Source organism: Bacterioplanoides sp. (assembly GCF_965226395.1).
Lineage (GTDB): Bacteria > Pseudomonadota > Gammaproteobacteria > Pseudomonadales > Oceanobacteraceae > Bacterioplanoides.
On the sequence record NZ_OZ245358.1, the window covers coordinates 738,169 to 763,905 of the forward strand.

Below are 25,737 nucleotides of genomic sequence, written 5' to 3' on the forward strand. Positions count from 1 at the left end.
AATGCTTGTCAGGTCGAGTCAAATTTTTACTACTCCCACAACGCCCTCATCACCGCATCTGGCTCTTTAGCCACAACATTCAACAGCGCCAATGCAGGCCCCTGCGGAGTACGATCTCCGCGCTCCCAATGACGCAGCGTTGCAACGCTGATTCGTAGTTTCTCTGCAAACTGAACCTGAGTGAGGCCCAAACTCTTACGCAGCTTCGCTACATCCATCAACGGTAATTTGTAGCTTTTAGACTCGACGTCTTTGCCATCAACCAGGTCGATTGTTTCCTTCAAGCCTTTGGCGATACTTTCAAATGCTTCACTCATTGTCGACCTCCAACCGAATTCTTTAACAGAGCTTTCTGAGCTTGAAATATAATCCATTGGATTATCTCCACCAAAGTCCTTTTGGTTATAAACAGAGCTAGCTTGAGGCTATTGAATGGGCACGACGATCATTCGCAGTGAGAAACAGAAAAAGGAATGAGCTGCACCAGCTAAAGTTACTACGTGGAGCGTGGAGTCAGCAGATATAGAAGTCAGTTACAACCTCCCGCACTGGCACATCCCTCATGCTGAGCTAAAGTCTGAAGATACCAAGACTATTCAGGAGCCAGCAATGCCTCTCGTTCGCCTGATTTATGCCAGTAAAAAGACCGAAGACTGGAACGATTCTGAGTTAGAAGCTCTGATTAAAAGTGCCCAGGAGCATAATCATCGCCATCTGGTGACAGGTTGCTTATGCTTTAATCGCAAGTACTTTATGCAGTGTCTGGAGGGGTCACGTTCTCAGGTCAATCTGATCTACAACCAGATTATTCAGGATAAGCGTCATAAAGAAGTGGAGCTGATGTGTTATCAGTACATTGATGAGCGTGATTTTGGGCAGTGGGATATGTATTACGTGCCGGATTCCAAAATCACTCAGGAGCTGATTCTGAAGTACTCCGGTGTCAATGATCTGGACCCTTATGCCATGACCAACACCGGAGCACTGCGCTTTCTGAAAGAGGCCATTGAGCAGACCTCAGGAAGCCGCAGCTGATTGCTTTTCCTCTCTGGCTGCTGAATAAATACCAACAGCAGCCAGCAGTCCCAACAGAATTCCCGCCGACGACACCACAAAACCACCAAACGCATCGTGCGAGTTTGGCTCTAAAGTCATGCTGATCTGCATAACCAGGCCAAACGCTCCGATCACGCCTAAGCTGGCGACATAACCAATAATACGCCCGGGTTTACCACCAATTGAATGAAGTGCTGCGGCTGTAATCAGCCAGCCCGTTGCTAATACAGCCGGAATCAACTGAAACCCCTGAAAGACCATCGCCAATAGCGATAGCAGCACCAGAATCAGGAAAATTGCAGACAGTGTTTTTCTGAAGAGTTTCATCATTCCCTCGCGTGTCAGAAAAGAATGATTTCAATATAACAAGAGTGTTGGAGAAAGGTCAGCGGCAGGAAGTAAAGAAGCGTCGCCGTATAAGCGGCTATCAGCCAACTCATACGGCAAAGAAAACGTCAGAACAGTAAATCAGAAGAACAACTTCTGCAGCTCTTCACCGGGTTCTTCAGCGCGCATAAAGGCTTCACCAACGAGGAAAGCATGAACGTTATGATCGCGCATCAGCTTCACGTCGTCCGGCACCAGAATACCGCTTTCTGTTACCAGTAAACGATCCGACGGAACGTCTTTTAATAAGCCCAGCGTTGTATCTAAGGTCAACTCAAAGGTGTGCAGGTTACGATTATTAATACCCACCAGCGGCGTTGACAGCTTCAGCGCCGATTGCAGCTCTTCACCATCGTGTACTTCCACCAGCACGTCCATACCCAGCTCTTCTGCTAAGCCTGCCAGATCCTGTAATTGCATATCGCTTAACGCCGAAACAATTAACAAAATGCAGTCGGCATTTAATAAACGTGCTTCGTAGACGTGATACGGGTCGATTAAAAAGTCTTTGCGAATCACTGGCAGAGAGCAGGCATTACGAGCGGCGACCAAATAATCTTCATGACCTTTGAAATAGTCACGATCGGTTAATACCGATAAACAGGCCGCACCACCCTGCTCATACGATTCTGCGATTTTTTCTGGAATAAAGTTTTCGCGCAGCACACCTTTGGAAGGAGATGCTTTTTTAATTTCAGAAATAACGGCAGGTAATCCGGCATCCACTTTGGCTTTCATCGAGCGATAAAAACCACGCAGCTCAGATGCATCACGATCCGTTGCCTGCGCTTTAATTTCAGCTAATGGCAGAGTTTGGCTGCGTGCCGCAATTTCCTGCTCTTTGGTCGCCAGGATCTTTTTTAAAATAGTTGGAGTGTTCATATTTTCTGCTCTGTTACGCCTGACCGTCTTCAACAATATAAGTTGAGAAACTCACCAGCTCGAGAATTTTCTCATACGCCATGCCGCTATAGATAGCATCTTCCGCCATATCAACACCATCTTTAAAGCTGACCGCTAAGCCCGCGACATAAATCGCTGCACCGGCATTAATCGCTAACATATCCGCTGCTTTTTTCGCCGCGTCGCTATCACGCTTACGTAATGCATTTTTAATTAACGCCAAACTTTCTTCAGCGCTGTTAACGCTCAGACCAGATAAATCCTGACGTTCCAGACCAACATCTTCAGGCTTAATTTCAAACTCTCGAATTTCGCCATTTTTTAATTCGCAGGCGTAAGTTTCCGTAGCCAGAGAAATTTCGTCCAAACCGTCTTTGGAGTGAACGACCATAATATGGCCCGCACCCAAGCGCTGTAATACTTCGGCAACCGGGCGTACTAAGTCTTTACTGAAAACACCAATCAACTGGTTTTTTACGCCAGCCGGATTGGTCATCGGGCCAAGCACATTAAAAATAGTACGCAGACCTAACGCTTTACGCGGACCAATGGCGTGTTTCATCGCGCTATGGTGCTGCGGTGCAAACATAAAGCCGACACCCAGCTGATTAATACATTCGGCCACCTGATCGGAATTTAACGCCAGATTAACACCCGCCGCTTCTAATAAGTCAGCACTGCCTGAGCTGGAAGACACACCACGATTACCATGCTTCGCCACATGCCCACCAGCAGCTGCCACAATAAAAGAAGACGCACTGGAAACATTAAACAGATTGGCACCATCGCCCCCGGTACCAACAATATCGACTGCGTTATTGGCTTCGACTTTTACACCACTGGCCAGTTCGCGCATCACGGTTACTGCACCAACAATTTCGTCGATGGTTTCACCTTTCATACGCAGGGCAACCAAAAACGCGCCGATTTGAGCGTCGTCGCATTCACCAGTCATAATCTGGCGCATAACCGCAGTCATTTCGTCAGTGGTTAAATCCTGTTGCTCAACCACACGGGCCAATGCTTGTTTAATGTCCATGTTTTCTCCCGTGTTTAAATCGTGGTTTTTAGAAAATTAGCCAATAAATCATGGCCATGTTCGGTCAGAATGGATTCCGGGTGGAACTGCACACCTTCAATCGCCAGTTCTTTATGACGCACACCCATAATTTCTTCCATACTGCCGTCTTCATTTTCGGTCCAGGCGGTAATTTCCAGGCACTCAGGAATGGTGTCTTTATCAATCACCAGTGAGTGATAACGGGTGGCGTTATAACCTTCGGTTAATCCGGCAAATACCCCCGAATCTTTATGATGAATGGGTGAGGTTTTACCGTGCATCACCCGGCCGGCGCGAATAATGTCACCACCAAATGCCTGACCAATACTCTGATGGCCCAAACAAATACCGAGAATGGGTAATTTACCAGCAAAGTGTTTAATCGCCGCCATCGAAATACCCGCTTCGTTCGGGGTGCATGGCCCCGGCGAAATCACCAAATGGTCCGGATTTAAGGCTTCAATTTGTTCGATGGTAATTTCATCGTTACGAAACACTTTTACATCAGCGCCCAGCTCAGCAAAATACTGAACCACGTTGTAGGTAAACGAGTCGTAGTTATCAATCATGACTAACATAGTGTGTACTCCTCTGCCTTAATCCTGATCCAGTCCAGCTTCCGCCATGGCAACCGCACGGAACATCGCACGACCTTTATTCATGGTTTCTTTCCATTCCAGACGCGGCACAGAGTCCGCTACCACACCGGCGCCTGCCTGAATATTCAGCACGCCATCTTTAATCACTGCCGTACGGATCGCAATGGCGGTATCCATATTGCCGTTCCAGCTTAAATACCCCACAGCGCCGCCATAAACACCACGCTTGGTGGATTCAAATTCGTCGATAATTTCCATCGCCCGGATTTTAGGCGCACCACTTAAGGTGCCTGCCGGATGAACCGCACGTAATACGTCCATCGCGGTAATGCCATCTTTCACTTTGCCTTTGACGTTGGAAACAATGTGCATCACATGGCTGTAGCGTTCGACCACCATTTGATCGGTCACTTCAACTTCGCCGGTTTGTGCCACACGACCAACATCGTTACGACCCAAATCGATCAGCATTAAATGTTCAGCAATTTCTTTCGGGTCAGCTAATAATTCGGCTTCCAACGCCTGATCTTCTTCTTCGGTCTGGCCTCGGTAACGAGTACCGGCAATCGGGCGAACCGTGACTTCACCGTCTTCTAATCGTGCAAGAATTTCCGGAGAAGAACCCACCACGTGGAAATCCCCTAAGTTCAGGCAATACATATAAGGTGAAGGGTTTAATGTGCGTAATGCCCGATAAATATTCACCGGATCACCGGAATATGGCACCTGCATTCGCTGAGAAATCACACACTGCATAATGTCGCCGGATAACACGTATTCTTTAATGTTATCCACCGCGTCCATAAATTCCTGCTCACCAAACAATGAGCGGAAATCACTTTCAGCAATTTCTTTCGGTTCTGCCAGAGGCTGACCAATTTCACCCTGATAGGGCGTACGAATTTGCTGGCGCAGTTGTTCAATACGTTGCTCGGCTTTTTCCAAGGCATTTTCAACCGCAGGATTGGCCATCACAATTAAATGCAGTTTGCCACTGAGGTTATCGAACACCACCACTTCTTCCGACACCATCAATAAAATATCAGGAGTCTGCAGATCGTCTTTAGGGCAGGTCGCTTTTAGTTTAGGCTCAATATAACGAATGGTGTCATAGCCAAAATAACCCACTAAACCGCCGTCAAATTTCGGCAGGCCATCTAAAGTTGGTACGTTAAATTGCTGCTGAAATTCGCTGATATATTGCAGCGGATCTTCCACCTCGAACTGTTCGGCGATGTTGCCGTCTTTTTCGATCTGAATTTGCTGACCATACACCTTCAAGACTTCGCGGCAAGGTAAACCAATAATGGAATAGCGCCCCCACTTTTCACCGCCCTGTACCGACTCAAGCAGGTAGGTATAAGGCTGGGCAGCCAGTTTCAGAAAGGTTGTTAGTGGCGTATCAAGATCGGCCAACACCTGACGGGCGACCGGTATGCGGTTATAACCCTGCTCTGCCAGGGCCTGGAATTGTTGCGGTGTCATAAAAAACCTTTGGAGACTTGTTTGTTAACACAGTGAAAAACAGCCATATGCGGGCTGCACAGAAGGTTTACTGCGTTAATACCATCGCTGGGTCAGATGCTGACCCTGCTGTAACGGGCGGTTATATTGGAAAAACACCGCGATCTCCGATAATCAGGGGAAATGTGATTGGGTAGCCGAACTATACCAGATAAGGCGCTTGCGACAAGACCAGATAAAACGTGAGCGAAATCGGCTGGCACGGTTACTCACGCCAATCGAGGCAGGGCCAGTGTCGTTGTGAGGCAACCGTGCGGAGTTTGTTATTTGGATTCAGCACCACTGGCTGGGCAACCTGCTCCAGCAAGGGAATATCGGAGTGGCTGTCGGTGTAAAACGCAGCATCGCCAAAACTCAGGCCACGCTCCTTTAAAAACTGCTGCGCCAGCTCAACCTTGCCATCGCCGTAACACATTGGCTGTTGCAGCCCACTAATCTCGCCATCCGTTTGCGCCAAGCGATTACTGATCACGTGAGGAATGCCCAGTGCGTTAGCATAAGCGCGGGCAATCACATCATCCGAGCCGGTAATCATAACCAGTTCGGTTCCCTGTCGCTTATAGGCAAATAACAAGGAAGCCGCTTGTGGGTATATATGGAAGTTGCCGCGTTCCTGAAAAAAATCATCCACACGCTGCTGATACTCAGCCAGTGTCATACCACGAGTGCGGATACGATAATAATTAGATAGTCGGGCGTGGGTGACCTTGCCTTTTTTATAGGCACGATACAGAGATGCCAAAGCCTGCATAGCTTCAACCATGGCCCAGCGCTCACGTTTGAAACGCCATTTAATCCACAGACTGCTGGCATCTTTGTTAATCAGAGAATCGTCGAGATCAAAAAAGACTACCGGCAGATTGTATACCTGCATTCGGGCATGCTCGCTGTAAATGAGCGGTGAAGGTTATCACAGGCTGCTATCAACCCCCAGCGCAGCCAGGCGCCAATGGCTCAGAGTGGCAGCTGAAATCGCATCAGGATACGCCACCGCAAGCTGCTGTAAGCCCTGCCATACAGCACTGGCATGGGTGTCCATACCAAACAGTTTGAGCGATGCCAGTATTCTGGTCAGGCGTTTATGGTTATGGTTGTCCGGTGTCATCCAGTGAAACTGGGCCACATCTTCTGGCACCAGCAATTCAAACCCTTGCGGAGTTTCACGCAGCACCACACCATAAAACTCCAGCATACGCAGCAAAGCCCGGTGCAGTTCCAGCTGCAGTTCATAATTATTCTGAAACTCAAGCGCCACATGCTCAGAAACAACCGGCGCTTCGGGGTTATAAGCACTGGGGCTGGTCAGCGGAAATAACCACTGAATGTAATCATGACAGCTTTCCAGCTCATTATCAGAGAAAGCCAGAATACCCGATAAGGTTCTGCCACGATGATCAGTGCGTGCGCCCGAATAGAAGGCTATTAAAGGGTGCATAGTCTGCTCACATAATCCATATCAGCATCCAGTATAGACAGAAAACCATAGCTGACAGCTTCCTCAAAACAAAAGTACAGGAAGTTGTATTGCCTTATAAATAGTTGACCTAAGGCATGGTCATCATCCCCGGAATCATCCATTCTTAAATGGAACCTAACAAAAGGAGCGACCATGAAAGGTTTGGAAATCAGCTTTCGCGACATCGAACACTCAGACGGTATTGAGCAAACCATTCGGGAGAAAACCAATAAGTTAACCGCCACCTTTGATAACATCACAGGCATTCGGGCGGTGGTTGCCATGCCCCATAATCACAGCAACAAGGGTAAATTAGCGCATGTATCGCTGGAGATTGGCTTGCCGGGAGAAACCGTTGCCATCACCAACGATAACCATGACAACACCGACCATGAAGATATGTATGTTGCGGTGCGTGACGCGTTTGATAAAGCGCAGCGTAAGATCCGCAAGATTCACGACAAACGTGTCGATAAAAACCGTCGCATGACGGCATAAGTTATTTGTACTGAGTACAGAAGCGGATAAATCCGACATCCGCAAACAAAAAAGCCACCCGACAGAGGTGGCTTTTTTGATTCCGAGATCAGAAACGCGTATTAAGCCGTTTCAAACATCTCTTCTTCCAGCTCGAACAAGGACTCAGAACCGCCTTTCACAGCAGCTGTCAGACCAATGTAACGTGGCAGCAGACGCTTAACGTAGAAGCGTGCAGTCGATACTTTCGCCTGGTAGAACTTGTCGTCTTGCTTATCCAGCGCAACAGCAGCCATCTTCGCCCACATGTAAGCCAGAGCGGTGTAACCAAATACCATCAGGTATTCAACCGATGCCGCACCGATTTCGTTTGGATTGCCTTGTGCACGATCAATAACCCACTGGGTCAGGTCGTTCAGGTTTTCCAGAGCGGCTTTCAGAGGCTCGATGAACTCAGCCATCGCTTCGTTACCTGCCTGAGACGCAACGAATTCGTTGATGTCGTCTTCAAACAGTTTAAAGAACGCGCCATTGTTACCCACAATCTTACGGCCCATCAGATCCAGTGCCTGGATACCGTTGGTGCCTTCGTAGATTTGAGTAATACGGATATCACGAACGTGTTGCTCCTGGCCCCACTCACGGATAAAGCCGTGACCACCAAATACCTGCTGGCCTGCAATTGCAGATTCCAGAGCATTGTCAGTCAGGAAGGCTTTAGCAACAGGAGTCAGCAGTGCCAGCATCGCACTAGCGTGCTTCTTCTGCTCAGCGTCGTCAGAGAACTTAGCAATGTCTAACCACTTAGCAACGTAAGTGGAGAATGCACGGCCGCCTTCAGTCAGAGCACGAGAGGTCAACAGCATACGACGTACATCCGGGTGTACGATGATTGGGTCAGCTGCTTTATCTTTTGCCTGAGCACCGGTAGGCGCACGGGATTGGATACGGTCACGTGCGTATTCAACCGCGTTCTGGTAAGACGCTTCAGCCGCGCCAATACCCTGGATACCAACACCCAGACGCTCGTAGTTCATCATAGTGAACATCGCTGCCAGGCCCTGGTTTTCTTCACCAACCAGCCAGCCTTTAGCGCCGTCGAAGTTCATCACACAGGTAGCAGAACCTTTAATACCCATTTTGTGTTCGATAGAACCACAACCCATGGTGTTGCGCTCGCCTAAAGAACCGTCTTCGTTCACCAGGAACTTAGGTACTAAGAACAGGGAAATACCTTTAGGGCCTGCTGGTGCATCTGGCAGCTTTGCCAGTACCAGGTGAATGATGTTCTCAGCCATGTCGTGCTCGCCCCAAGTAATGAAGATCTTGGTGCCAGTTACGTCGAATGAGCCATCGGCATTCGGAGCGGCTTTGGTGCGGATAATACCTAAGTCAGTACCCGCGTGAGGTTCGGTCAGGTCCATCGCACCTGCCCATACACCGGAATACATGTTTGGCAGATACTTCTCTTTCAGTTCCTGAGAACCGTGAGCATTCAGAGACAGACAAGCGCCTGCAGTCAGCATCGGTGCCAGGCCAAAGGCCATGTTAGCGCCCTGAACCATTTCTTCCATCTGGCCAACCAGAGTTTTTGGCATGCCCATGCCACCAAACTCAGGGTTACCACCCAGACCGTTCAGACCTGCTTCAACGTAAGTCTGATAAGCTTCTTTGAAGCCTGGAGCAGCGGTAACTTCGCCGTCTTTCCAGGTAGAGCCCTGCTCGTCACCTTCGCGGTTAATCGGTGCCAGAACCTGGCTGGCGATTTTGCCACATTCTTCCAGGATCGCTTCGGCGGTTTCTACATCCACCACACCTTCCAGACCCGCTAACGAACTCCACAGTTTGTCAGCTTCAAAAACTTCGTTCAGGACAAAGCGCATGTCGCGCAATGGTGCCTTATATTCTGCCATGATTCACCTCGTGTAGATTGTTCGTTTTGTCATTGGCTCCAGCGACGCCAATCAACAAAACGCCGCTATTGTAACGGCTGAAATCAAATTGCCTATACCCAAATGCAAAAAACCGCGCCAACACGCAGGTGAGGCACGGTTTTTTAATCAAAATCCGGTGTTATCAGAACGCGAAGTGTTCTTCATCCAGATCCATCAGAGTGTCTGCACCCGCAACCATAGTAGCAGCGTGAGACGCTGTACGTGGCAGAATACGAGTGAAGTAGAAGCGTGCTGTGGTCAGCTTGGCTTTGTAGAAATCTTCTTCAGTGGTACCGGCAGCCAGAGCGTCTTGTGCCGCTTTCGCCATCTTAGCCCACAGGTACGCCAGCGTTACGTAGCCAGAGTACATCAGGTAATCTACAGAAGCAGAGCCTACTTCGTCACGATCTTTCATAGCGTTCATGCCAATTTTCATGGTCAGATCGCCCCACTCTTTGTTCAGCTTAACCAGCGGCTCAACGAACTGTGCCATGGCTTCATTTTCTGCGTTTTCTTTGCAGAAAGTGTGAACAATCTTAGTGAAGTTTTTCAGGCTTTGGCCCTGAGTCATCAGAACTTTACGGCCTAACAGGTCAAGTGCCTGAATACCAGTGGTACCTTCGTAGATGGTCGAGATTTTAGCATCACGTACCAGCTGCTCCATACCCCACTCAGCGATGAAACCGTGACCACCAAATACCTGAACACCCAGGTTAGTGGCTTCGTAACCAGTTTCAGTCAGGAACGCTTTGGCGATTGGCGTCAGGAAGCCCAGCAGCTCATCAGCGGCTTTTTTGTCTTCGTCAGTGTTGCCTTTATGAACGATGTCATTTTGCAGTGCAGTCAAGTAAACCAGTGCACGACCACCCTCAGCAAATGCTTTCTGAGTCAGCAGCATTTTACGAACGTCTGGGTGAACGATGATTGGATCAGCTGCTTTCTCTGGCGCTTTAGGGCCAGTCAGAGAACGCATGGCCAGACGATCTTTGGCGTATGCCAGAGCGCCCTGGAAAGAACCTTCAGCTGCCGTCACACCCTGCAGAGCAGTACCGATACGAGCGGTGTTCATAAAGGTGAACATGCAGTTCAGACCTTTGTTCTCAGGGCCAATCAGGAAGCCTTTAGCGCCATCAAAGTTCATCACACAGGTAGAGTTACCGTGGATACCCATTTTGTGTTCGATAGAACCACACACAACATCGTTACGATCCGCTACTGCGCCATCCGCAGAAACGTTGAACTTAGGAACGATGAACAGAGAAATACCTTTAGTACCTTCTGGTGCACCTGGCAGACGAGCCAGAACGATGTGCACAATGTTCTCAGCCATGTCGTGTTCACCGGCAGAGATAAAGATCTTGGTACCAGAGATAGAGTAAGAACCGTCAGCATTTGGCTCAGCTTTGGTTTTCAGGATACCCAGGTCAGAACCACAGTGAGGCTCGGTCAGACACATGGTACCCGTCCACTCACCGCTAACCAGCTTGGTCAGGTAGGTATCTTTCTGCTCTTGAGTACCCCAGGAAGAGATAGTGTTCATCGCACCGTGAGACAAACCCGGGTACATACCCCAAGACCAGTTAGCAGTACCAACCATCTCAGAGATAACATTGCTCAGAGACTCTGGCAGGCCCTGACCACCCACTTCTTCGTCGTGAGACAGTGTTGGCCAACCGCCTTCAACAAACTGAGCATAGGCTTCTTTAAAGCCAGTAGGAGTCGTTACAGAGCCATCTTCGTGACGAGTACAGCCTTCTTCGTCACCAACACGGTTCAGAGGAGCAATAACATTTTCACAGAATTTAGCACCTTCGGTGATAATGGCATCAACCATTTCCGGAGTAGCGTTTTCAGCATAAGCTGGCAGGCTGGCGTAATGTCCTGGCACATCCAACACTTCGTCCATTACGAACTTAATTTCACGCAGGGGAGCTTTATACTCTGGCATAGCGACTGACCTCTTTGCCTTATATGTTTTTGCAGCATCGTGCTGCTGGTTATTAGTAAGACAACGTTAATCGCTGCCTTTTCAAACAAGTGTTTGAAACATACGTTCGCCTACCACCATTGTCAACCCTATCGCACAGAACAATCCGCGACTTTTTATCCTAGCCAACACAGGTGTATTGAAATTTGAGAAATAATAAAATAATTGATCCGACATTCAGGACAGATAGGGAAATAATCAGGCAACAGCGTTGATCAGGTCACCGGCTTTGGGGGCATCCGGTACAGAAATTTCCAGCAGGAATGCGTTAATGCGACGCATTCGGGCATTTTGTTCAGAGAAAGTATCCGCAGCAGATACCCGCTCTTGTGACTCAGCAGATTCATTATTCTTCTGATCGTTGTCGGCACGCTCTGTGGTTTGCTCGTCTTGAGAATCGTCTTCGCTGGCTTCAACGCGCTGCTCACGCTGCTGAGCACTGATTTCAGCCCGGGCCGTCGCTGCTTGCTGCGAAGCCTGAGCTGCAACCTGACGATCCTGACTGGAAGGTTCCGCCGGAGCCAGAGCAGCGCGTTGAACCTGCTGCATTTTCTCCAGCGTTGCTTGTGGATCTCCCGGAATCACACTGACATCAATCGGGACTTCTCCGGCAACTGCATAACGCACTCCATCTGGGCCACGTTGATAGGTATAACTTGGTGTTCCTGCCAATTGCCCACCCACCGCTGCATGTGCAGCTTCGTGTGCTTTGACTTCGGCATCACGAGTTTTCAACTGACGAATCTGAGCAAGATCAGCTTCCTGCTGGCGTTGCTCGGCTGTTTCACGGCTAGCTTCCTGTTCACGACCAGAAGCTTGTTCAGGACTTGTCTCATCAGAAATACCTGTCTCTTCAGAAGCTGCTATGGCTTCGCTGTCGGTCGACGTATCGCTCTGAATTGCTTGATTAACCGGAGGACTTTGTTCACTGATACGGCGGCCGGCTTCGCTGATCGATACTTCTTCAACCGGAGCAAAAGCCACAGAATCCGTATTTTCCGCACCATCCACAGCAGACACGCCTGCACCGCCGACGATATTCGCCGGTGCAGCTGGTGCAGTAATCTGGTTCGTGTTGATGGCGATTTGCATGTTACGCTCGTTCCGGTTTTGTTATTGAATACCGGGTTCTTATTTAATACCGTGCTCTCTCAGACCCGATGCTCAGGCCTGAATATCAATAATAGACCCTAAGGTGCGGTCTTCAGCTTCTAATACTCTGGCATTCGCTTCGACAGAACGTTCCCCTTCTTTTAAATCGGTAGCAGCCTGAGCCAGCTGATCCGGACCTTCAACCGGGCGTTCTGTGGTTGCATCAACAACATCCTGCGCTGCGCGACGCACCTGATCCGTACCCTGACTGATCCCGGCTGATGCCGTTGTAAATGCTGAACCTGTGGTTGAACCAATATTCATAGCCACCTCCGCTAACGTTTAATGCCAAATTGTTTATATTTTAAACAGCAATATACACAGAAGCCAGCTTATCGCTGGCTTCTGTTAGATTGAAAAATTATATCGCTAAAGTTTTAAGCGATTGGGCGGTCAGCTTGCTGCAGCGTCATAAAACATCGCATTCGGATCATTTTTTGCCGCAGGTTTCAGAATCTCATCCAGCTCTTTTGGCTGTTGTGTCACCTGATGATCCGAGTTGATGCCCAGCTTGCGGAACAGATCCTGATCTTTATTCGCTGCCGGATTCGGGGTCGTTAGCAGGCACTCGCCGTAAAAGATGGAGTTGGCTCCGGCAAAGAAACACATCGACTGCATTTCTTCCGTCATCTCCTCACGGCCAGCACTTAACCGCACATGAGATTTGGGCATCATAATCCGCGCGACGGCAATGGAGCGGACGAAGTCCAGTGGGTCCAGATCTCCCTCGGCTTCCAGAGGTGTTCCTGCCACTTTAACCAGCTGGTTAATCGGTACAGAATCCGGATGCTGGGGCAAATTAGCCAGTTGTACCAGCAACCCAGCGCGGTCTTTATTATTTTCACCCATACCTAAAATGCCACCGGAGCAAACTTTCATTCCGGCTTTACGCACGTTATCCAGTGTTTCTAAACGATCAGAATAGGTACGGGTGGTAATAATTTCGCCGTAGTACTCCGGTGAGGTATCCAGGTTGTGGTTGTAATAATCCAGCCCGGCTTCAGCCAGGCGAGACGACTTATCTTCATCCAACATGCCCAGAGTCATACAGGTTTCCATACCTAAATCTTTGACACCTTTGACCATCGCCAGTACATAAGGCATGTCTTTTTCACGCGGAGAGCGCCAGGCGGCTCCCATACAAAAGCGATCAGAGCCCGCGGCTTTGGCGGCTTTGGCTTTTTCGATAACCGCCTCCACTTCCATCAGCTTTTCTTTTTCAAGCTTGGTATCGTAGCGAGCACTTTGAGGGCAATAAGCGCAATCTTCCGGACAAGCACCGGTTTTAATGGAGAGTAAAGTGCTGACCTGCACCTGATTCGGATCAAAATGCTGGCGATGAATGCTGTGTGCCTGAAACAACAAGTCATTCATTGGCATCGTTAACAGCGCTTCAGCTTCTGCTACCGTCCAGTCATGACGCAATCCATTTTCTTTTTCAGCCAAGTGACCCATACCCAAATTCCAATCACTGTAAATAATAGTTATGGCTAAATACTAATTAACCAAGGGACGCGGTCAACTTTGAAGGCAATTACAGGGAACATCCGCTCACTTTTTAGCCAGCTGTTAAATGATCACCAGGAGTGTGAACTCTGCCTGCAGCCCACACGGCAACGCCTGTTTATTTGCGAAGCCTGTAGAGCACTGCTGCCCAGCCTTTATTCACCCTGTTCACAATGTGGAGAAGAGATGCCTGGGCACGGATACGTCAGTACTGGCACAAGCAAACGCTGTGGTCAGTGCCAAACCCGCCCTCCTGCGTTTGATTACGTTGTCTGCCAATACCGCTACCAGCCGCCGATCAGCCATTGGGTTCTGAAGATGAAGGACAAACGTCAATTTATCTGGGCGGAAAAAATTGCCCAGCTGATGCAGCAAAGTCCACCTACCATGTTGAACAAGGTGGATCAGATTGTATTTATTCCGTCACACCCGTTGCACCGCTTTCAACGAGGCTTTAATCCAGCAGAATGGATTGCCCTGGAGCTGAGTCGTGCTTTTGCGATTCCACTGGTAACAAATGCATTAATCAAAGGCTCAGGTAAAGATCAGCGCCAGGTTAATTTACAAAACAGTTTACGTAAAGGCTCAGCCCAGCTCACTGGGCAACATATTCTGATTATTGATGATGTAATGACAACCGGTGCCACACTTGATGTCGCGGCATCATTATTAAAGCAACAAGGCGCCCGCTTGGTTGGCGCCTGGGTATTTGCCCGAACTCCTAAATACGATTTCAGTAACTCCCACCCCTAACCCTAAACTCAGTCCCAAGCCTGATTCAAACCGGAAAATCCGTCATACTAGGCCTCTTTTGTATCGATATTGAATATTATGTCTGATCACCCTTACAGCCGCCTGACACCCACAGCCGTTATGGATGCCGTTGAATCCTTGGGATTCTTATGTGACGCCCGTGTTTTTGCGTTAAACAGTTACGAAAATCGTGTGTATCAGGTGGGCATCGAAGAACAGAACCCATTGATTGTGAAGTTTTATCGTCCCAGACGCTGGAGTAAATCCTGCATTCAGGAAGAGCATGATTTCCTGCATGAACTTAAGCAACAGGAATTACCGGTTATTGCTCCGCTTGAGATCAATAACCAAACCTTATTTGAATTTGATGGTTTTTATTTTTCACTCTTTCCAAGACAAGGTGGACATGCACCCGAGATCAGCAATGAAGACGATCTGGAATTATTAGGCCGCTGGCTTGGGCGCCTACATTTAATTGGCGAAAAAACTCACTTTAAGCACCGCCCTCAAATTGCCGGAGTGCCCGATCTGGAACTGGCCTCACAACAGGTGTTGTCGAGTGGTTTAATGCCAGATGAATATCAGGCAGCCTATACCTCTTTGATAACGGACTTACGTCAGGAAATTCAACAGGCTTATTTACCGCAAGCCCAAACACAAATCCGATTGCATGGCGATTTACATAGCGGCAACTTATTACTGCGCGACGAAAATCTGTATCTGGTTGATTTTGACGATTGCCTAACCGGCCCGGCAATGCAGGATATCTGGATGCTATTAAGTGGTGATCGATATGAACAGCAGCAACAGTTGCAAGTGATCTGTGAGGGTTATGAAATGTTCCGGCCATTTCCAACCAATGAATTACCCCTGATCGAAGCACTGAGAACATTACGTATGATTAAATACGCCGCCTGGTTATGTGTGCGTTGGCAAGACCCTGCTTTTCCGGCAGCGTTTCCCTGGCTAACCAGCCATCAATTCTGGTCGCAGCATACCTTATCGTTACGCGAGCAACTCGCTGCGCTCCGAGAACCTACGATTCAGCTGCCCAATTTTAATATGTAGAGAGTTTTCATCTGTAAAAAGTCTTAACGGGATAATCGTTTTTAATCTGTAGAAACAAAAAAACGGATGCCGAGGCATCCGTTTTTTGTTTTATCACTATTACTGATTAACGACGGCCAGAGCGACGTAATGCAGCAGGAGTGTAATCTTTCTGAGAACGAGTGAAGCCAAACTTGTAAGAGCTGTCTTCTTCGTTATCCAGACCCATAACCAGGTAGCGACCAGAGTTCAGATCATACAGAGTCTCAACGGCGTACCAAGGCACTTTCGCATCGTAGAACATCAGGTTGTGTGCTTCTGCTACACGCCACAGTTCACCACGACCATCGTAGTGGTCGATGGCTGATGCTTGCCAGGTGTCCTCATCAATGTAGAACACACGCTTGCCATAGATGTGACGCTTGCCATCTTTCAGAGTCGCTTCAACTTTCCACACGCGGTGCAGTTCGTAGCGGGTCAGTTCCTGATTGATGTGACCAGGCTGAATGATTTCATCGTACTTAACATCTTCGTGGTTCAGCTTGTAAGCATTGTATGGGATATACAGTTCTTGCTTGCCAATCAGTTTCCAGTCGTAACGATCTGGTGCACCATTGTACATATCGAAGTTATCGGAAGTACGCATACCATCGGAAGCGGTACCCGGACCATCGTATGCCACCTGAGGAGCACGACGTACACGACGCTGACCCGCGTTATAAACCCAGGCTTTACGTGGCTCTTTTACCTGGTCCAGTGTTTCGTGAACCAGCAGTACGTTACCTGCCAGACGCGCAGGAGATACAACATCTTGCTTGAAATAGAACAATACGTTGCTGTCTTTATCCGGGTTAAAGTCACTCAACTTATTACGGAAGGTAAATTCATCTTTAAAACGAACAAGCTGGTAATCACCGTTTGCCTGTGGTGTCGCCTGACCCGCAATACGGGTAACAGAACCACCACGATAACGCACGATATGGTTCCAGATAACTTCCAGACCGTTAGAAGGAATCGGGAAAGCAACCCCTTCTACGTAGTTTTCCATGCCGTTACCACCAGCGATCAGGCTGGTTTCAGTTGCATTCTTTTTAGTAACGTCATAAATGCTATCCGGGTAGCCTGACGAACGACGTGTTTCGTATACCGGCATACGATAGGTTTCCGGATACTTTTCAAACATCGCTTTCTGACCATCGGTCAGCTTGTCGGCATATTCCTTATAATTCGCCGCCGTAATTTCAAACTTCGGCTTGTCATTCGGGAATGGGTCAACCAGACGCTTATCGCCTTGCGTGAAGCCCGCAGGGAACTCAGTGATACCACCAGTCCATGCCGGAATTTCTCCACCATTACCAGCCATCTCAGCACCCATAGGTGTCAGAGACTTACCCAGCTCTGCCGCTTGCTCAGGGGTAACAGCTGCGTTAGCAGCTGCGACCATCACGGACAGCGCAATCGCGCTGCCCAGTTTTTTATAAGATTGTTTTAACATAATTGTTAAACCTCAAATTACCGATTTTCTACTTATTAGAATGAGTACTTGGCAGATAATGTGACATTGTCACGATCTTTAATCTGGTTGTAGTCACCACCGCTGAAGTTGGTGTAACCAACATCAACCGAAGTGCGGTTCTGATAAACGAACGACACAGACAGACCTGTTGTCAGACGATCATTAATAAACTGCGCACCTGGCTCTGGGCCATTACCCTGGTCATACGCTAATGACAAACGTGGAGAAACATTCACACCGGCAAAAGCATTGTTGAAATCCATGGTGGCACGAACACGGATACCACCAGACAGGTCATCAACAAAGCCTTTATCATTACAGTATGACGTATTTGCATTTTGAGATGCATTTGGAACGCTTCCACCACCTGCTGTTGGAAGTGTAGCCGCAGAACATGCATCCAGGTTTGAAGGCAGTCCCGCAAAAACGCCTGAGTTCTCACCAATACCGTATGCACCAGAGCGGCCATAGCGAGCATCGTTGGTGCTAGGCAGGTCATCGACATAAGTCAGACCAATTTCAGAGATTAAAGAGATACGGTCAGCACCCCAGGTCTGATCGTAGAACTTGATAAAAGTCATCTGAGCTTGCCAGATATCAAATTCATCAAAGCCTTGGGCAATTTCACCATAGAGCTGCTGAGCACCGCCGGCTTCTTCAGCACGCTGCTGATACAAACGGCTCCAAGGTGTACCGGTACCGGCTAACAGAACCTCAAATGCGTTCCACTGTACTGGGGCATCTGGCTTATAGCTGATTTCACCCGAGATGGATGCACCACCCTCTGTGCTGGTTGCAAAAGAAACGCCCGAGATCTGCAGATCTTCAGGGTACGCGATCTGATAAAGAGGACGATAGGTATCGAAAGTAGCATCATCATTAACACTACGGTCATCACCATTGCCTAAGAAGCCTGCACGATCCTGGTTGGTCACTGCACCATTAATATACGGCAAACGGCTGTGGATATTCATATGGTAGAAACCAAATTCGGTATCACCTAACTCTTCTGAATACCAGCGAACAGCTAAACCATACTGACCAGAGTCTTTCGGTTGATCATCTTCAAGACGCTCGGTAATTGGAGCAACACGGTCAGACAGTGGTACACCACGTGCTATTTCGTCATCGCGTAAAGCAATCAGGTCATGCTCATCAGCGGTACCACCCAGTACTACCGGGCCACAGCCATCCGCCACAAAATCAGCAGTCGAGAAGAAAGTACCACATGGGTCGGTACGGGTTTTTTCCCACTCTAATTGATAGAAAGCTTCTAACGTTACGTCAGCAGTCAGACCAATCGAGGTATATAACATCTCTACCGGCAGCAGACCTTCTTTAATTTCAGCACCTGGCTTCCGGAACGCAGATGCATCCACTGGGTTAATGCTATTAATACCACCCTGAATAAAAGTGGATTCACCCCAACTGACAACCTGACGACCTAAACGCAGGTTTACTGGGGTATCACCAAAGTAATAATCCGCCCAAACATAAGCATCCAACAGCTCAGCGCCTTTACCGGCTGCATCCTTAGTTGCGTCGTTAAAACGCTTAAACTCCGGATCATCATCCATAATTGCCGCATCGTAGTAAGCACGCGCACGGAAGAAAGCACCGTAGTTTTCGTAGCTGATTTCCAGATCAGAGCTCCATTTCACAACGTTGGTGTAAATGTCTCCCTGCTCATAATTCAGCGTACCGTCATCGTAGTTAAAAGAAGAACCTGACGTTGATTCTCCAACACTCGCCCCATTGGGAATTGCAATCTGACCCTTATCACGGTCTTCAACACGCCAACCGATGCCGTAGCTGACGGTATTATCCCATTGTGCGTTTACATCACCGAAATTAAATTCAACAGCGTGGGCCCCAAATGAAGCAGCTGAAATTGCAAGTGCTAACGGAATTTTTCGCATAGCTAGCCAGCTCTCTTTATTGTTATTCATACCTGACTCCAAAAATTATTATTTTTTGCAGAATTTTTTGGGCCTCTGACTGTTAGCCAGAGGCCATGTTAATTAGTTTTCGTTTGCTAATTTAGTATCGTCACCAACATTCAGACCTTCGCCATCGGTGGCAAAGAAGGATGCTGTTTGTGTGATCATCTCTGCAAATACAGTTGGAGCATCTGCTGAAGACATGGTGCCGTGAGTACCTTGGTTAAGCTTACTAACTAACATTTGTTTTTCATCTGCATCAGCAATACTTGCTGTCACATTATCCAGACCAAGCTGACTAATAAGTGGGTCAGTACCTGCAAGGTAAGACTTAGCCGTTTCAACGTTATTCAGTGGAGGGTTAGCGTTATTAGGAACCACTGTATCAGCAGGATAAACACCAGCACCAATCAGAAGATCAGATAATCCAGTGTCAGGGATCAGATCAGAATCATTAGTATTACTGTCAGCGGCTGCGACAGCACCGCCACCAACCATTTCGAATACCAGAGCTGGAGTGCCAGTTGCTTTATACAGACCGGTAAAATTAACAGGATCAACAGAGTCCAGTGGAGCCTGGAAAACGCTGAAGAAAGTTTCAAGGTCAGAATCACCCTGATTCAGTCCTGCTGCTGCCGATAATCCTGGAAGAATGCTCGCTGAGAAAGTCGGAGAGTTCTCCAGTAATTTTGGAAGCTGGCCACCTGGGTTAGCAAACACAGCAGCTTTAATTGGATTCAGCTCTTTATCCATAATACTGGCATTACCTGCAACCGCATTGTTTACTGAAACATAAGTAATACCAGCAATCGCACCTAATGAATGACCGACGAAAAATACGTTATTTTCATCAAGGTCACCGTTGCCATCACCATCTACATCAATATTCTCAATAGATGCATTCAGGTTTAACAAGTCCATAACAGATTGACGTAAATGATCACGTGTTTGCTGCATATTGGTCAGGTTAATAAAGAAGTCACCAGAGTTACCAGATTCAGATCCAGGTGTGAAACTCATTGGTACCGGTTGTTGCTGGGCATTCAAAGCAAGGTTCTCATGACGCTCAGCTAAACCTGCATAAGGGCTTTCTACATTATTAGCAGCAGCTGTTGCAGCTACGCCTGCAAGTGTTGCCGCAAATGGAGTCGTCATATTCTCTGGTGCAGCAAGATTCTCAGAGTTAGCCAGATAACCCGCAACATTGAACGGATTAAATGGAGCATAACGCTGGGCATTACCATTACGATCGGTTGTTGAAGCATCTGCCCCATGAACAGGGTGGTCGATTGCTACAGTTGCATAACAGCCTGCGGAAGGCGCTGCCATCTGGTTAGCAAACCCTAAAGAACTGGTACGGTCAGTCGTAATACCATGATGGAAGATAATTGTTTTCCAACCACCTGCAGGTTTTGTACAGCCAGCATCAGTTGGGTAAGTCACCAGAGTAGGAATATTTGCATCTTCAACATGTTCAGCAAAAGGGAAGCGATAAGTAACATTTAATGAATCATCGTCATCTTTTGGTGGTGTTGTTCCTGCCGGGTTTCCTAACGCTCCATCAATAACGGCACCAACAGAAGTTGACCCTTTCCAGAAAGAAGTAGCATCAACCGACTTCTTAGCAAGGAACTGAGGTAAAGCAATCATGCCTTGCATTGAAAGTGTGCTATTTGGCAAACCCAAAGCTGAGTTAGGTACTGCTACAACGGACTCTCCTGCATCAGTAAAATCTCCATCAGCATTTGCATCGGTACCGATTGGTAAGAAGTCACGTGCAGCTGGACGATGAGAAGCATCTTTCAGCAAAGCACCAGCACCATTTGCTGCACTGGCTACCAACGTTGCATTATCAGTTGAAGGAGTATATTGACCAAGAGCCTGAGCCACAGCATCTTTATTAGCGCTATTCCAGGTAGCAGGGTCAGCAGGAATTTGATTATTTGGATTTGCAGTATTCCAGGCTTGAATGGCACCCAGAATCATTGCGTTATTAGCGCCAATGCCTTGTGCGGCAGTTATTGCTGCACCACCGGCAATAATAGATCGTGCAAGAGTGCTGGAGATCAACTCTTTATACACATCATTTAAACGGATCGTAACACGATCAGTTTCACTAGCTGGATCCAAACTGGTGCCGTTTGCTGTATTAAGTGCTTGAGCTGCACCAGCTACTAATGCATCAACACTCTCATCTGACAACAAGGATTCCATGCCTGCAGTATTGCTTAATAAGCCAAACAGGTAATTTTCCGGAGCAGCCATTGATAGCAGTACATCTTCTTTGGCATCGGTAGTAAATGCCGAAGTCAAAATCAAGTTGGTCGCTGTAATGGAACCCGAGCTAACAGTTGCTAAGAAACCACCAGCTAATTGCTCCCAAGCTTGAATAGCTGTACGAGCACCGTTCAATGCAGGAGAAGGCAATCCTGTATCACTGCGTAGCAAATCATATTCAGCTGATGCTTGAACTTGTTCTCCGTTTTCACCTTTGAGCGCATCCGTCAGTGCAATAATATATTTTGTTTTGGACTCAAGAGGCTTTAATGGAGAAATACGAATCGTTGGTGTTGCACCACCATCCATTTCCACATAATCAACAGTGTAGTCGACACCTGCAATCGGCTGAGTCGGAGAAAATGGACTACCGGAGTTATTGGCAGCGGCGTTTACGCTACTTCCTAAATCCAATGGATCGACTGTTGAATCATCGGCGTTGTTTAGCATTTTAATTAAGAAAACACTTTGCCCAGCAACAACTGTCGTCTCATCAAGAGAAGCATTAAAAGGGAGATCTATTGTTGCTGTTGACGAGAATCCAGCCTGGTCATTAATTGCAGTTGTCACTGGTGGAGTAGAGTCTGTGACAGCAGCTGTGCCATCAGTAGCAGCAGCCTGCGCAAACAAGAAGTCACTATTAATGGGTAAGTCCCCATTACCGGCAGAAAAGATCGGAGAGATAATGCTTGGCTGAGCCCCTGGCAGACCTGAGTCAACCGGCGTTGTATCAACATTATCGTTATGACGTTCAACACTACTGATGTCACAACCTGCCAGTCCGGCGACAGAAGCTGTGATCGCAAGGCTGAGAAGCGTTTTCTTAACCATATTGCTACCTGTTTTGTTTTTTATGTTTATTAGAGACTTCCTGACACAAGACCGTCCGGAAAGTATGGGTTGACTATAATGTGCCAACTCCGTCATCCTCATCGCTCGAAAGTATGATTCGGCAGAATAACACCCCACCTTTTGTATCTGTTCGTAACAACCTTGTGACACCAGTTCATCAGAAGGTGAGCTTATTTGTAGATTAATGCCAGAAAGAGTCAGGGTGACGGAGTTAGTAAGTACTTCTGAAAGCACAACTGTATCCATTCTGTCACAAGTGCCTATCCGTCAAATCGTCGACAGCGCCTCCTTCAGGGTGTGAATTCGGGCGTCCTTCCACTAGAATATCGCCAAATTTTGATACTGATATCAGGAGAAAAACGCATGTCTAAGCAAGATTCTGTAGTTATTGTGGGTGGTGCCCGTACACCAATGGGTGGCTTCATGGGTAGCCTGAGCAGCGTTTCCGCTGTGGATCTGGGTGCCATTGCCATTGAAGAAGCCATTCAGCGTGCTGGTATCAACAAAGAAGACGTTGAAGACGTGACCATGGGTTGTGTACTGCCTGCCGGTCTGAAGCAAGGTCCTGCACGTCAGGCCATGCGTAAAGCCGGTTTACCGGATGCAACAGCTGCGACCACCATCAACAAGCTGTGTGGTTCTGGTATGCGCGCCACCATGTTTGTTCACGATATGATCAAAGCCGGTTCTGTTGACGTTGCCATTGCCGGCGGTATGGAGTCCATGTCTAACGCGCCTTACGTGTTAGAAGGCGTACGTACTGGTTTACGTATGGGTGCAGGCCAAGCGCCTCAGGATCATATGTTCCTGGACGGCTTACAAGACGCTGAAACCGGCAAGCTGATGGGTGCCTTCGCTCAGGAAGTGGCTGACAAAAAAGGTTACACCCGTGAGCAAATGGACAACTATGCGATCCGTTCTCTGACTCGTGCCAAGAAAGCCATCGAAGAAGGCCTGAACACCGCTGAAATCGTTCCTGTAACGGTTAAAACCCGCAAAGGCGAAACCGTTGTTGATAACGATGAGCAGCCTTTCAACGCTAACATCGAAAAAATCCCAACACTGCGTCCGGCATTCGCTAAAGACGGTACTGTCACTGCAGCGAACGCTTCTTCTATCTCTGACGGTGCTTCTGCACTGGTTCTGATGAGCGAAAGCGCAGCTGAGGCAAAAGGCGTTAAGCCAATGGCTCGCATCGTGGCACACAGCACTCAATCTCAGCATCCTTCTGAGTTCACCATGGCTCCGGTTGGCGCAATTGAGCGTGTTCTGGAAAAATCTGGCTGGACTAAAGACGACGTTGATATCTTCGAAATCAACGAAGCATTCGCCATGGTTGCTATGATGCCAATCGATGAGCTGGGCTTAGACGCAGAAAAAGTAAACATCTACGGCGGCGCTTGTGCACAAGGCCACCCAGTTGGTTCTACCGGTTCTCGTCTGATCGTAACCCTGATGAACGCCCTGAAAAACACTGGCGGCACCAAAGGTCTGGCGGCTCTGTGTATCGGTGGTGGTGAAGCAACAGCAATCACAATCGAACTGCTGTAAGTACGCTTCTTTGCTCTCATAAAAAACGGGCGCTGTGAAAACAGCGCCCGTTTTTTTATTCTAGCTCCCACGCTCTGCGTGGTAGCTAAACCACCAGCTTCTGGTTTTCTCAATTCAGACATGACTACCACGCGGAGCGTGGGAGCCAGACGAAATGCTGCCTTGGTTGAGTGCTCAGCAGAAAAATCAGAACACAATGGTTTTATTGCCATGCAACAGCACCCGGTCTTCCAGATGACTGCGTACACCCCGCGCTAATACCATTTTCTCAACGTCTTTTCCCAGGCGCACCATATCTTCTACTGTGTTGGTATGACTGATACGCATCACATCCTGATCAATAATCGGGCCGGCATCCAGCTCCTGAGTAACGTAGTGACAAGTCGCACCAATTAATTTCACGCCTCGCTCGGCGGCCTGATGGTAGGGTTTAGCGCCAACAAACGATGGCAGGAAGCTATGATGAATATTGATCACCTGTCCGGCATAACGCTGACACAACTCCGGCGGAATAATTTGCATATAACGAGCCAGCACAATGGTATCGGCATGATGCTCTTCAACAATGGCGTTCACCCGGGCGAAATGCTCCGCTTTATTATTTTTATCCACCGGCACATGGAAAAACGGAATACCATGCCATTCCACCATCGAGCGCAAGTCGTCGTGATTGGAAATAACACAGGGAATATCACAATGCAGCTCTTTGCTGTGCCAGCGATGCAATAAATCCACCAGACAATGACTTTCTTTGCTCGCCATCAGAATCACTTTTTTAGGCTGGCCTGAATCATTAACCTGCCAGTCCATCTCAAATTCTTCAGCAATGGGAGTAAATTCGGCTTTCAGCTGCTCCAGATCAAACGGCAAAGAGTCAGCACGAATGCAATGGCGCATAAAAAAGCGCCCACTCACCGGATCGGAATAGTGATTCGCTTCCACAATCCAGCCACCGTGACCGGAAAAAAACTGACCAACTTTCGCCACAATCCCAACACGATCAGGGCATGAAATGGTTAAACGATAAACACGTTCCATAAAGATCCAAATAAGTTACATAAAAACAAGGCGCTATGATAACGGCTTCGCCACACTTCTGTTGGCGGATTTTGTTATTCCTGCGTAAGCACTCTATGATAACAAGGTCTGTATCAGCAGGAGCGGGTATGTCGTTAATTGTTTTCGATATGGGGCGCCGGGTCGAAACACCGGTCACCCCGGAAAAGTTTCGTATCAACCCGGTTTATGCCAGCGCGGCAACATCTGCGGTCGGTAGCGCTGCCGATGCTTACGAACGCCAGCAGGATCATTATGCAAGCGGTGGTGAATCTCAGCATCAGCCTCAAGCGGTTGCTTACGTTGCCGATATCATGCAACGCAAGGTGCAATACATCTACAGCGATGCACCGTTACGTCAGGCGTGGGAGATGATGCAGAACACTGGGTTTCATCATATTCCGGTGGTTTCCGACGATTTAACCGTATGTGCCATGCTGTCGGACCGGGATTTATTAAATCAGTCTCTATCGACACACATTGATTGGCACGATAATGTGCTGACATTAGCCAGCCGCCCGGTGTTGTGTATTGGTGAATATGCCGACATTCGCCAATGTGCCCGAACACTACTGGAATACCGCATTGGCGCCCTGCCCGTTATTAATGAACAAAATTTGTTATCCGGCATAATCACACGCACCGATATTCTGCGTGTATTAAGCCATTATGGCCCGATGGAACTCTGGGCCTGAAAAGGAATT

At 48.1% G+C, this 25,737-nt stretch carries 23 protein-coding genes; 6 read left to right on the forward strand and 17 right to left on the reverse strand.

Annotation, left to right across the window (positions count from 1 at the left end):
- Positions 1-29 precede the first annotated feature (29 nt).
- Positions 30-317, reverse strand: coding sequence for a helix-turn-helix domain-containing protein (locus tag ACO05E_RS03400; RefSeq protein WP_419811589.1), 288 nt, complete (start codon positions 315-317; stop codon positions 30-32).
- 292 nt (positions 318-609) lie between these two features.
- On the opposite strand from ACO05E_RS03400, the gene ACO05E_RS03405 reads away from it, so the two are divergent.
- On the forward strand, positions 610-1,035 hold the full coding sequence (locus ACO05E_RS03405) for a BLUF domain-containing protein (RefSeq protein WP_419811590.1): 426 nt from the start codon (positions 610-612) through the stop codon (positions 1,033-1,035).
- On the opposite strand, the gene ACO05E_RS03410 is transcribed toward ACO05E_RS03405, so the two are convergent.
- The 7 genes from ACO05E_RS03410 to ACO05E_RS03440 form a co-directional block, all read right to left on the reverse strand.
- The gene (locus tag ACO05E_RS03410) at positions 1,018-1,383 is read right to left on the reverse strand and encodes a hypothetical protein (RefSeq protein WP_421722726.1); all 366 of its coding nucleotides are present in this window, start codon (positions 1,381-1,383) and stop codon (positions 1,018-1,020) included. The two genes, ACO05E_RS03405 and ACO05E_RS03410, sit on opposite strands and share 18 nt — an antisense overlap.
- A gap of 141 nt (positions 1,384-1,524) precedes the next feature.
- Positions 1,525-2,325, reverse strand: a complete 801-nt coding sequence (gene trpC / locus ACO05E_RS03415) for an indole-3-glycerol phosphate synthase TrpC (RefSeq protein ID WP_419811592.1) — start codon at positions 2,323-2,325, stop codon at positions 1,525-1,527.
- Between the two features lie 13 nt (positions 2,326-2,338).
- Positions 2,339-3,385, reverse strand: a complete 1,047-nt coding sequence (gene trpD / locus ACO05E_RS03420; protein ID WP_419811593.1) for an anthranilate phosphoribosyltransferase — start codon at positions 3,383-3,385, stop codon at positions 2,339-2,341.
- 14 nt (positions 3,386-3,399) lie between these two features.
- Complete coding sequence (locus ACO05E_RS03425) at positions 3,400-3,984, reverse strand: anthranilate synthase component II (protein ID WP_419811594.1); 585 nt, start codon at positions 3,982-3,984, stop codon at positions 3,400-3,402.
- Positions 3,985-4,002: 18 nt separating this feature from the next.
- Positions 4,003-5,490, reverse strand: coding sequence for an anthranilate synthase component I (gene trpE, locus ACO05E_RS03430; protein ID WP_419811595.1), 1,488 nt, complete (start codon positions 5,488-5,490; stop codon positions 4,003-4,005).
- Between the two features lie 244 nt (positions 5,491-5,734).
- On the reverse strand, positions 5,735-6,403 hold the full coding sequence (locus ACO05E_RS03435) for an HAD family hydrolase (protein WP_419811596.1): 669 nt from the start codon (positions 6,401-6,403) through the stop codon (positions 5,735-5,737).
- A 36-nt stretch (positions 6,404-6,439) separates the two neighbouring features.
- Positions 6,440-6,964: an opioid growth factor receptor-related protein gene (locus tag ACO05E_RS03440; RefSeq protein WP_419811597.1), complete on the reverse strand. Its 525-nt coding sequence runs from the start codon at positions 6,962-6,964 to the stop codon at positions 6,440-6,442.
- Between the two features lie 174 nt (positions 6,965-7,138).
- Here ACO05E_RS03440 and ACO05E_RS03445 point away from each other — a divergent pair, with 174 nt between their 5' ends.
- A complete protein-coding gene (locus tag ACO05E_RS03445) occupies positions 7,139-7,483 on the forward strand; it encodes an HPF/RaiA family ribosome-associated protein (RefSeq protein WP_419811598.1) in 345 nt (114 codons plus the stop codon).
- Positions 7,484-7,584: 101 nt separating this feature from the next.
- On the opposite strand, the gene ACO05E_RS03450 is transcribed toward ACO05E_RS03445, so the two are convergent.
- The 5 genes from ACO05E_RS03450 to bioB form a co-directional block, all read right to left on the reverse strand.
- The gene (locus ACO05E_RS03450; protein ID WP_419811599.1) at positions 7,585-9,375 is read right to left on the reverse strand and encodes an acyl-CoA dehydrogenase C-terminal domain-containing protein; all 1,791 of its coding nucleotides are present in this window, start codon (positions 9,373-9,375) and stop codon (positions 7,585-7,587) included.
- 163 nt (positions 9,376-9,538) lie between these two features.
- Positions 9,539-11,344, reverse strand: coding sequence for an acyl-CoA dehydrogenase C-terminal domain-containing protein (locus ACO05E_RS03455; protein ID WP_419811600.1), 1,806 nt, complete (start codon positions 11,342-11,344; stop codon positions 9,539-9,541).
- A 237-nt stretch (positions 11,345-11,581) separates the two neighbouring features.
- Positions 11,582-12,475 (reverse strand): putative metalloprotease CJM1_0395 family protein, encoded by an 894-nt coding sequence (locus tag ACO05E_RS03460; RefSeq protein WP_419811601.1) that lies wholly within the window; start codon positions 12,473-12,475, stop codon positions 11,582-11,584.
- A 72-nt stretch (positions 12,476-12,547) separates the two neighbouring features.
- Entirely contained in the window at positions 12,548-12,799 is a 252-nt protein-coding gene (locus tag ACO05E_RS03465) for a hypothetical protein (protein WP_419811602.1), read from the reverse strand.
- A gap of 129 nt (positions 12,800-12,928) precedes the next feature.
- Complete coding sequence (bioB, locus tag ACO05E_RS03470) at positions 12,929-13,990, reverse strand: biotin synthase BioB (protein WP_419811603.1); 1,062 nt, start codon at positions 13,988-13,990, stop codon at positions 12,929-12,931.
- A 237-nt stretch (positions 13,991-14,227) separates the two neighbouring features.
- Here bioB and ACO05E_RS03475 point away from each other — a divergent pair, with 237 nt between their 5' ends.
- Positions 14,228-14,794, forward strand: coding sequence for a ComF family protein (locus tag ACO05E_RS03475; protein ID WP_419811604.1), 567 nt, complete (start codon positions 14,228-14,230; stop codon positions 14,792-14,794).
- 78 nt (positions 14,795-14,872) lie between these two features.
- Positions 14,873-15,862 carry a serine/threonine protein kinase gene (locus tag ACO05E_RS03480; RefSeq protein WP_419811605.1) on the forward strand — a complete coding sequence of 330 codons (990 nt, stop codon included), beginning with the start codon at positions 14,873-14,875 and terminating at the stop codon, positions 15,860-15,862.
- A gap of 106 nt (positions 15,863-15,968) precedes the next feature.
- Here ACO05E_RS03480 and ACO05E_RS03485 read toward each other — a convergent pair whose 3' ends face one another.
- The 3 genes from ACO05E_RS03485 to ACO05E_RS03495 all read right to left on the reverse strand — a co-directional run bounded on the left by ACO05E_RS03485 (position 15,969) and on the right by ACO05E_RS03495 (position 22,405).
- Positions 15,969-17,336: a DUF1329 domain-containing protein gene (locus ACO05E_RS03485; RefSeq protein ID WP_419811606.1), complete on the reverse strand. Its 1,368-nt coding sequence runs from the start codon at positions 17,334-17,336 to the stop codon at positions 15,969-15,971.
- Positions 17,337-17,371: 35 nt separating this feature from the next.
- Positions 17,372-19,306, reverse strand: a complete 1,935-nt coding sequence (locus ACO05E_RS03490) for a DUF1302 domain-containing protein (RefSeq protein WP_419811607.1) — start codon at positions 19,304-19,306, stop codon at positions 17,372-17,374.
- A gap of 72 nt (positions 19,307-19,378) precedes the next feature.
- Positions 19,379-22,405: a hypothetical protein gene (locus ACO05E_RS03495; RefSeq protein WP_419811608.1), complete on the reverse strand. Its 3,027-nt coding sequence runs from the start codon at positions 22,403-22,405 to the stop codon at positions 19,379-19,381.
- A 384-nt stretch (positions 22,406-22,789) separates the two neighbouring features.
- Here ACO05E_RS03495 and ACO05E_RS03500 point away from each other — a divergent pair, with 384 nt between their 5' ends.
- Positions 22,790-23,977, forward strand: a complete 1,188-nt coding sequence (locus tag ACO05E_RS03500; protein ID WP_419811609.1) for a thiolase family protein — start codon at positions 22,790-22,792, stop codon at positions 23,975-23,977.
- 186 nt (positions 23,978-24,163) lie between these two features.
- Here the strand turns inward: ACO05E_RS03500 and purU are convergent, their stop codons facing one another.
- Positions 24,164-25,015 carry a formyltetrahydrofolate deformylase gene (purU, locus tag ACO05E_RS03505; protein WP_419811610.1) on the reverse strand — a complete coding sequence of 284 codons (852 nt, stop codon included), beginning with the start codon at positions 25,013-25,015 and terminating at the stop codon, positions 24,164-24,166.
- Positions 25,016-25,143: 128 nt separating this feature from the next.
- Between purU and ACO05E_RS03510 the strand changes: the two genes are divergently transcribed.
- Positions 25,144-25,728: an HPP family protein gene (locus ACO05E_RS03510; RefSeq protein WP_419811611.1), complete on the forward strand. Its 585-nt coding sequence runs from the start codon at positions 25,144-25,146 to the stop codon at positions 25,726-25,728.
- Positions 25,729-25,737 lie beyond the last annotated feature (9 nt).

Coding starts and splice junctions, on each gene's coding strand:
- ACO05E_RS03400 (WP_419811589.1), bottom strand. CDS start 317: ATGAGTGAAGCATTTGAAAGTATCGCCAAAGGCTTGAAGGAAACAATC.
- ACO05E_RS03405 (WP_419811590.1), top strand. CDS start 610: ATGCCTCTCGTTCGCCTGATTTATGCCAGTAAAAAGACCGAAGACTGG.
- ACO05E_RS03410 (WP_421722726.1), bottom strand. CDS start 1,383: ATGAAACTCTTCAGAAAAACACTGTCTGCAATTTTCCTGATTCTGGTG.
- trpC (WP_419811592.1), bottom strand. CDS start 2,325: ATGAACACTCCAACTATTTTAAAAAAGATCCTGGCGACCAAAGAGCAG.
- trpD (WP_419811593.1), bottom strand. CDS start 3,385: ATGGACATTAAACAAGCATTGGCCCGTGTGGTTGAGCAACAGGATTTA.
- ACO05E_RS03425 (WP_419811594.1), bottom strand. CDS start 3,984: ATGTTAGTCATGATTGATAACTACGACTCGTTTACCTACAACGTGGTT.
- trpE (WP_419811595.1), bottom strand. CDS start 5,490: ATGACACCGCAACAATTCCAGGCCCTGGCAGAGCAGGGTTATAACCGC.
- ACO05E_RS03435 (WP_419811596.1), bottom strand. CDS start 6,403: ATGCAGGTATACAATCTGCCGGTAGTCTTTTTTGATCTCGACGATTCT.
- ACO05E_RS03440 (WP_419811597.1), bottom strand. CDS start 6,964: ATGCACCCTTTAATAGCCTTCTATTCGGGCGCACGCACTGATCATCGT.
- ACO05E_RS03445 (WP_419811598.1), top strand. CDS start 7,139: ATGAAAGGTTTGGAAATCAGCTTTCGCGACATCGAACACTCAGACGGT.
- ACO05E_RS03450 (WP_419811599.1), bottom strand. CDS start 9,375: ATGGCAGAATATAAGGCACCATTGCGCGACATGCGCTTTGTCCTGAAC.
- ACO05E_RS03455 (WP_419811600.1), bottom strand. CDS start 11,344: ATGCCAGAGTATAAAGCTCCCCTGCGTGAAATTAAGTTCGTAATGGAC.
- ACO05E_RS03460 (WP_419811601.1), bottom strand. CDS start 12,475: ATGCAAATCGCCATCAACACGAACCAGATTACTGCACCAGCTGCACCG.
- ACO05E_RS03465 (WP_419811602.1), bottom strand. CDS start 12,799: ATGAATATTGGTTCAACCACAGGTTCAGCATTTACAACGGCATCAGCC.
- bioB (WP_419811603.1), bottom strand. CDS start 13,990: ATGGGTCACTTGGCTGAAAAAGAAAATGGATTGCGTCATGACTGGACG.
- ACO05E_RS03475 (WP_419811604.1), top strand. CDS start 14,228: ATGCCTGGGCACGGATACGTCAGTACTGGCACAAGCAAACGCTGTGGT.
- ACO05E_RS03480 (WP_419811605.1), top strand. CDS start 14,873: ATGTCTGATCACCCTTACAGCCGCCTGACACCCACAGCCGTTATGGAT.
- ACO05E_RS03485 (WP_419811606.1), bottom strand. CDS start 17,336: ATGTTAAAACAATCTTATAAAAAACTGGGCAGCGCGATTGCGCTGTCC.
- ACO05E_RS03490 (WP_419811607.1), bottom strand. CDS start 19,306: ATGAATAACAATAAAGAGAGCTGGCTAGCTATGCGAAAAATTCCGTTA.
- ACO05E_RS03495 (WP_419811608.1), bottom strand. CDS start 22,405: ATGGTTAAGAAAACGCTTCTCAGCCTTGCGATCACAGCTTCTGTCGCC.
- ACO05E_RS03500 (WP_419811609.1), top strand. CDS start 22,790: ATGTCTAAGCAAGATTCTGTAGTTATTGTGGGTGGTGCCCGTACACCA.
- purU (WP_419811610.1), bottom strand. CDS start 25,015: ATGGAACGTGTTTATCGTTTAACCATTTCATGCCCTGATCGTGTTGGG.
- ACO05E_RS03510 (WP_419811611.1), top strand. CDS start 25,144: ATGTCGTTAATTGTTTTCGATATGGGGCGCCGGGTCGAAACACCGGTC.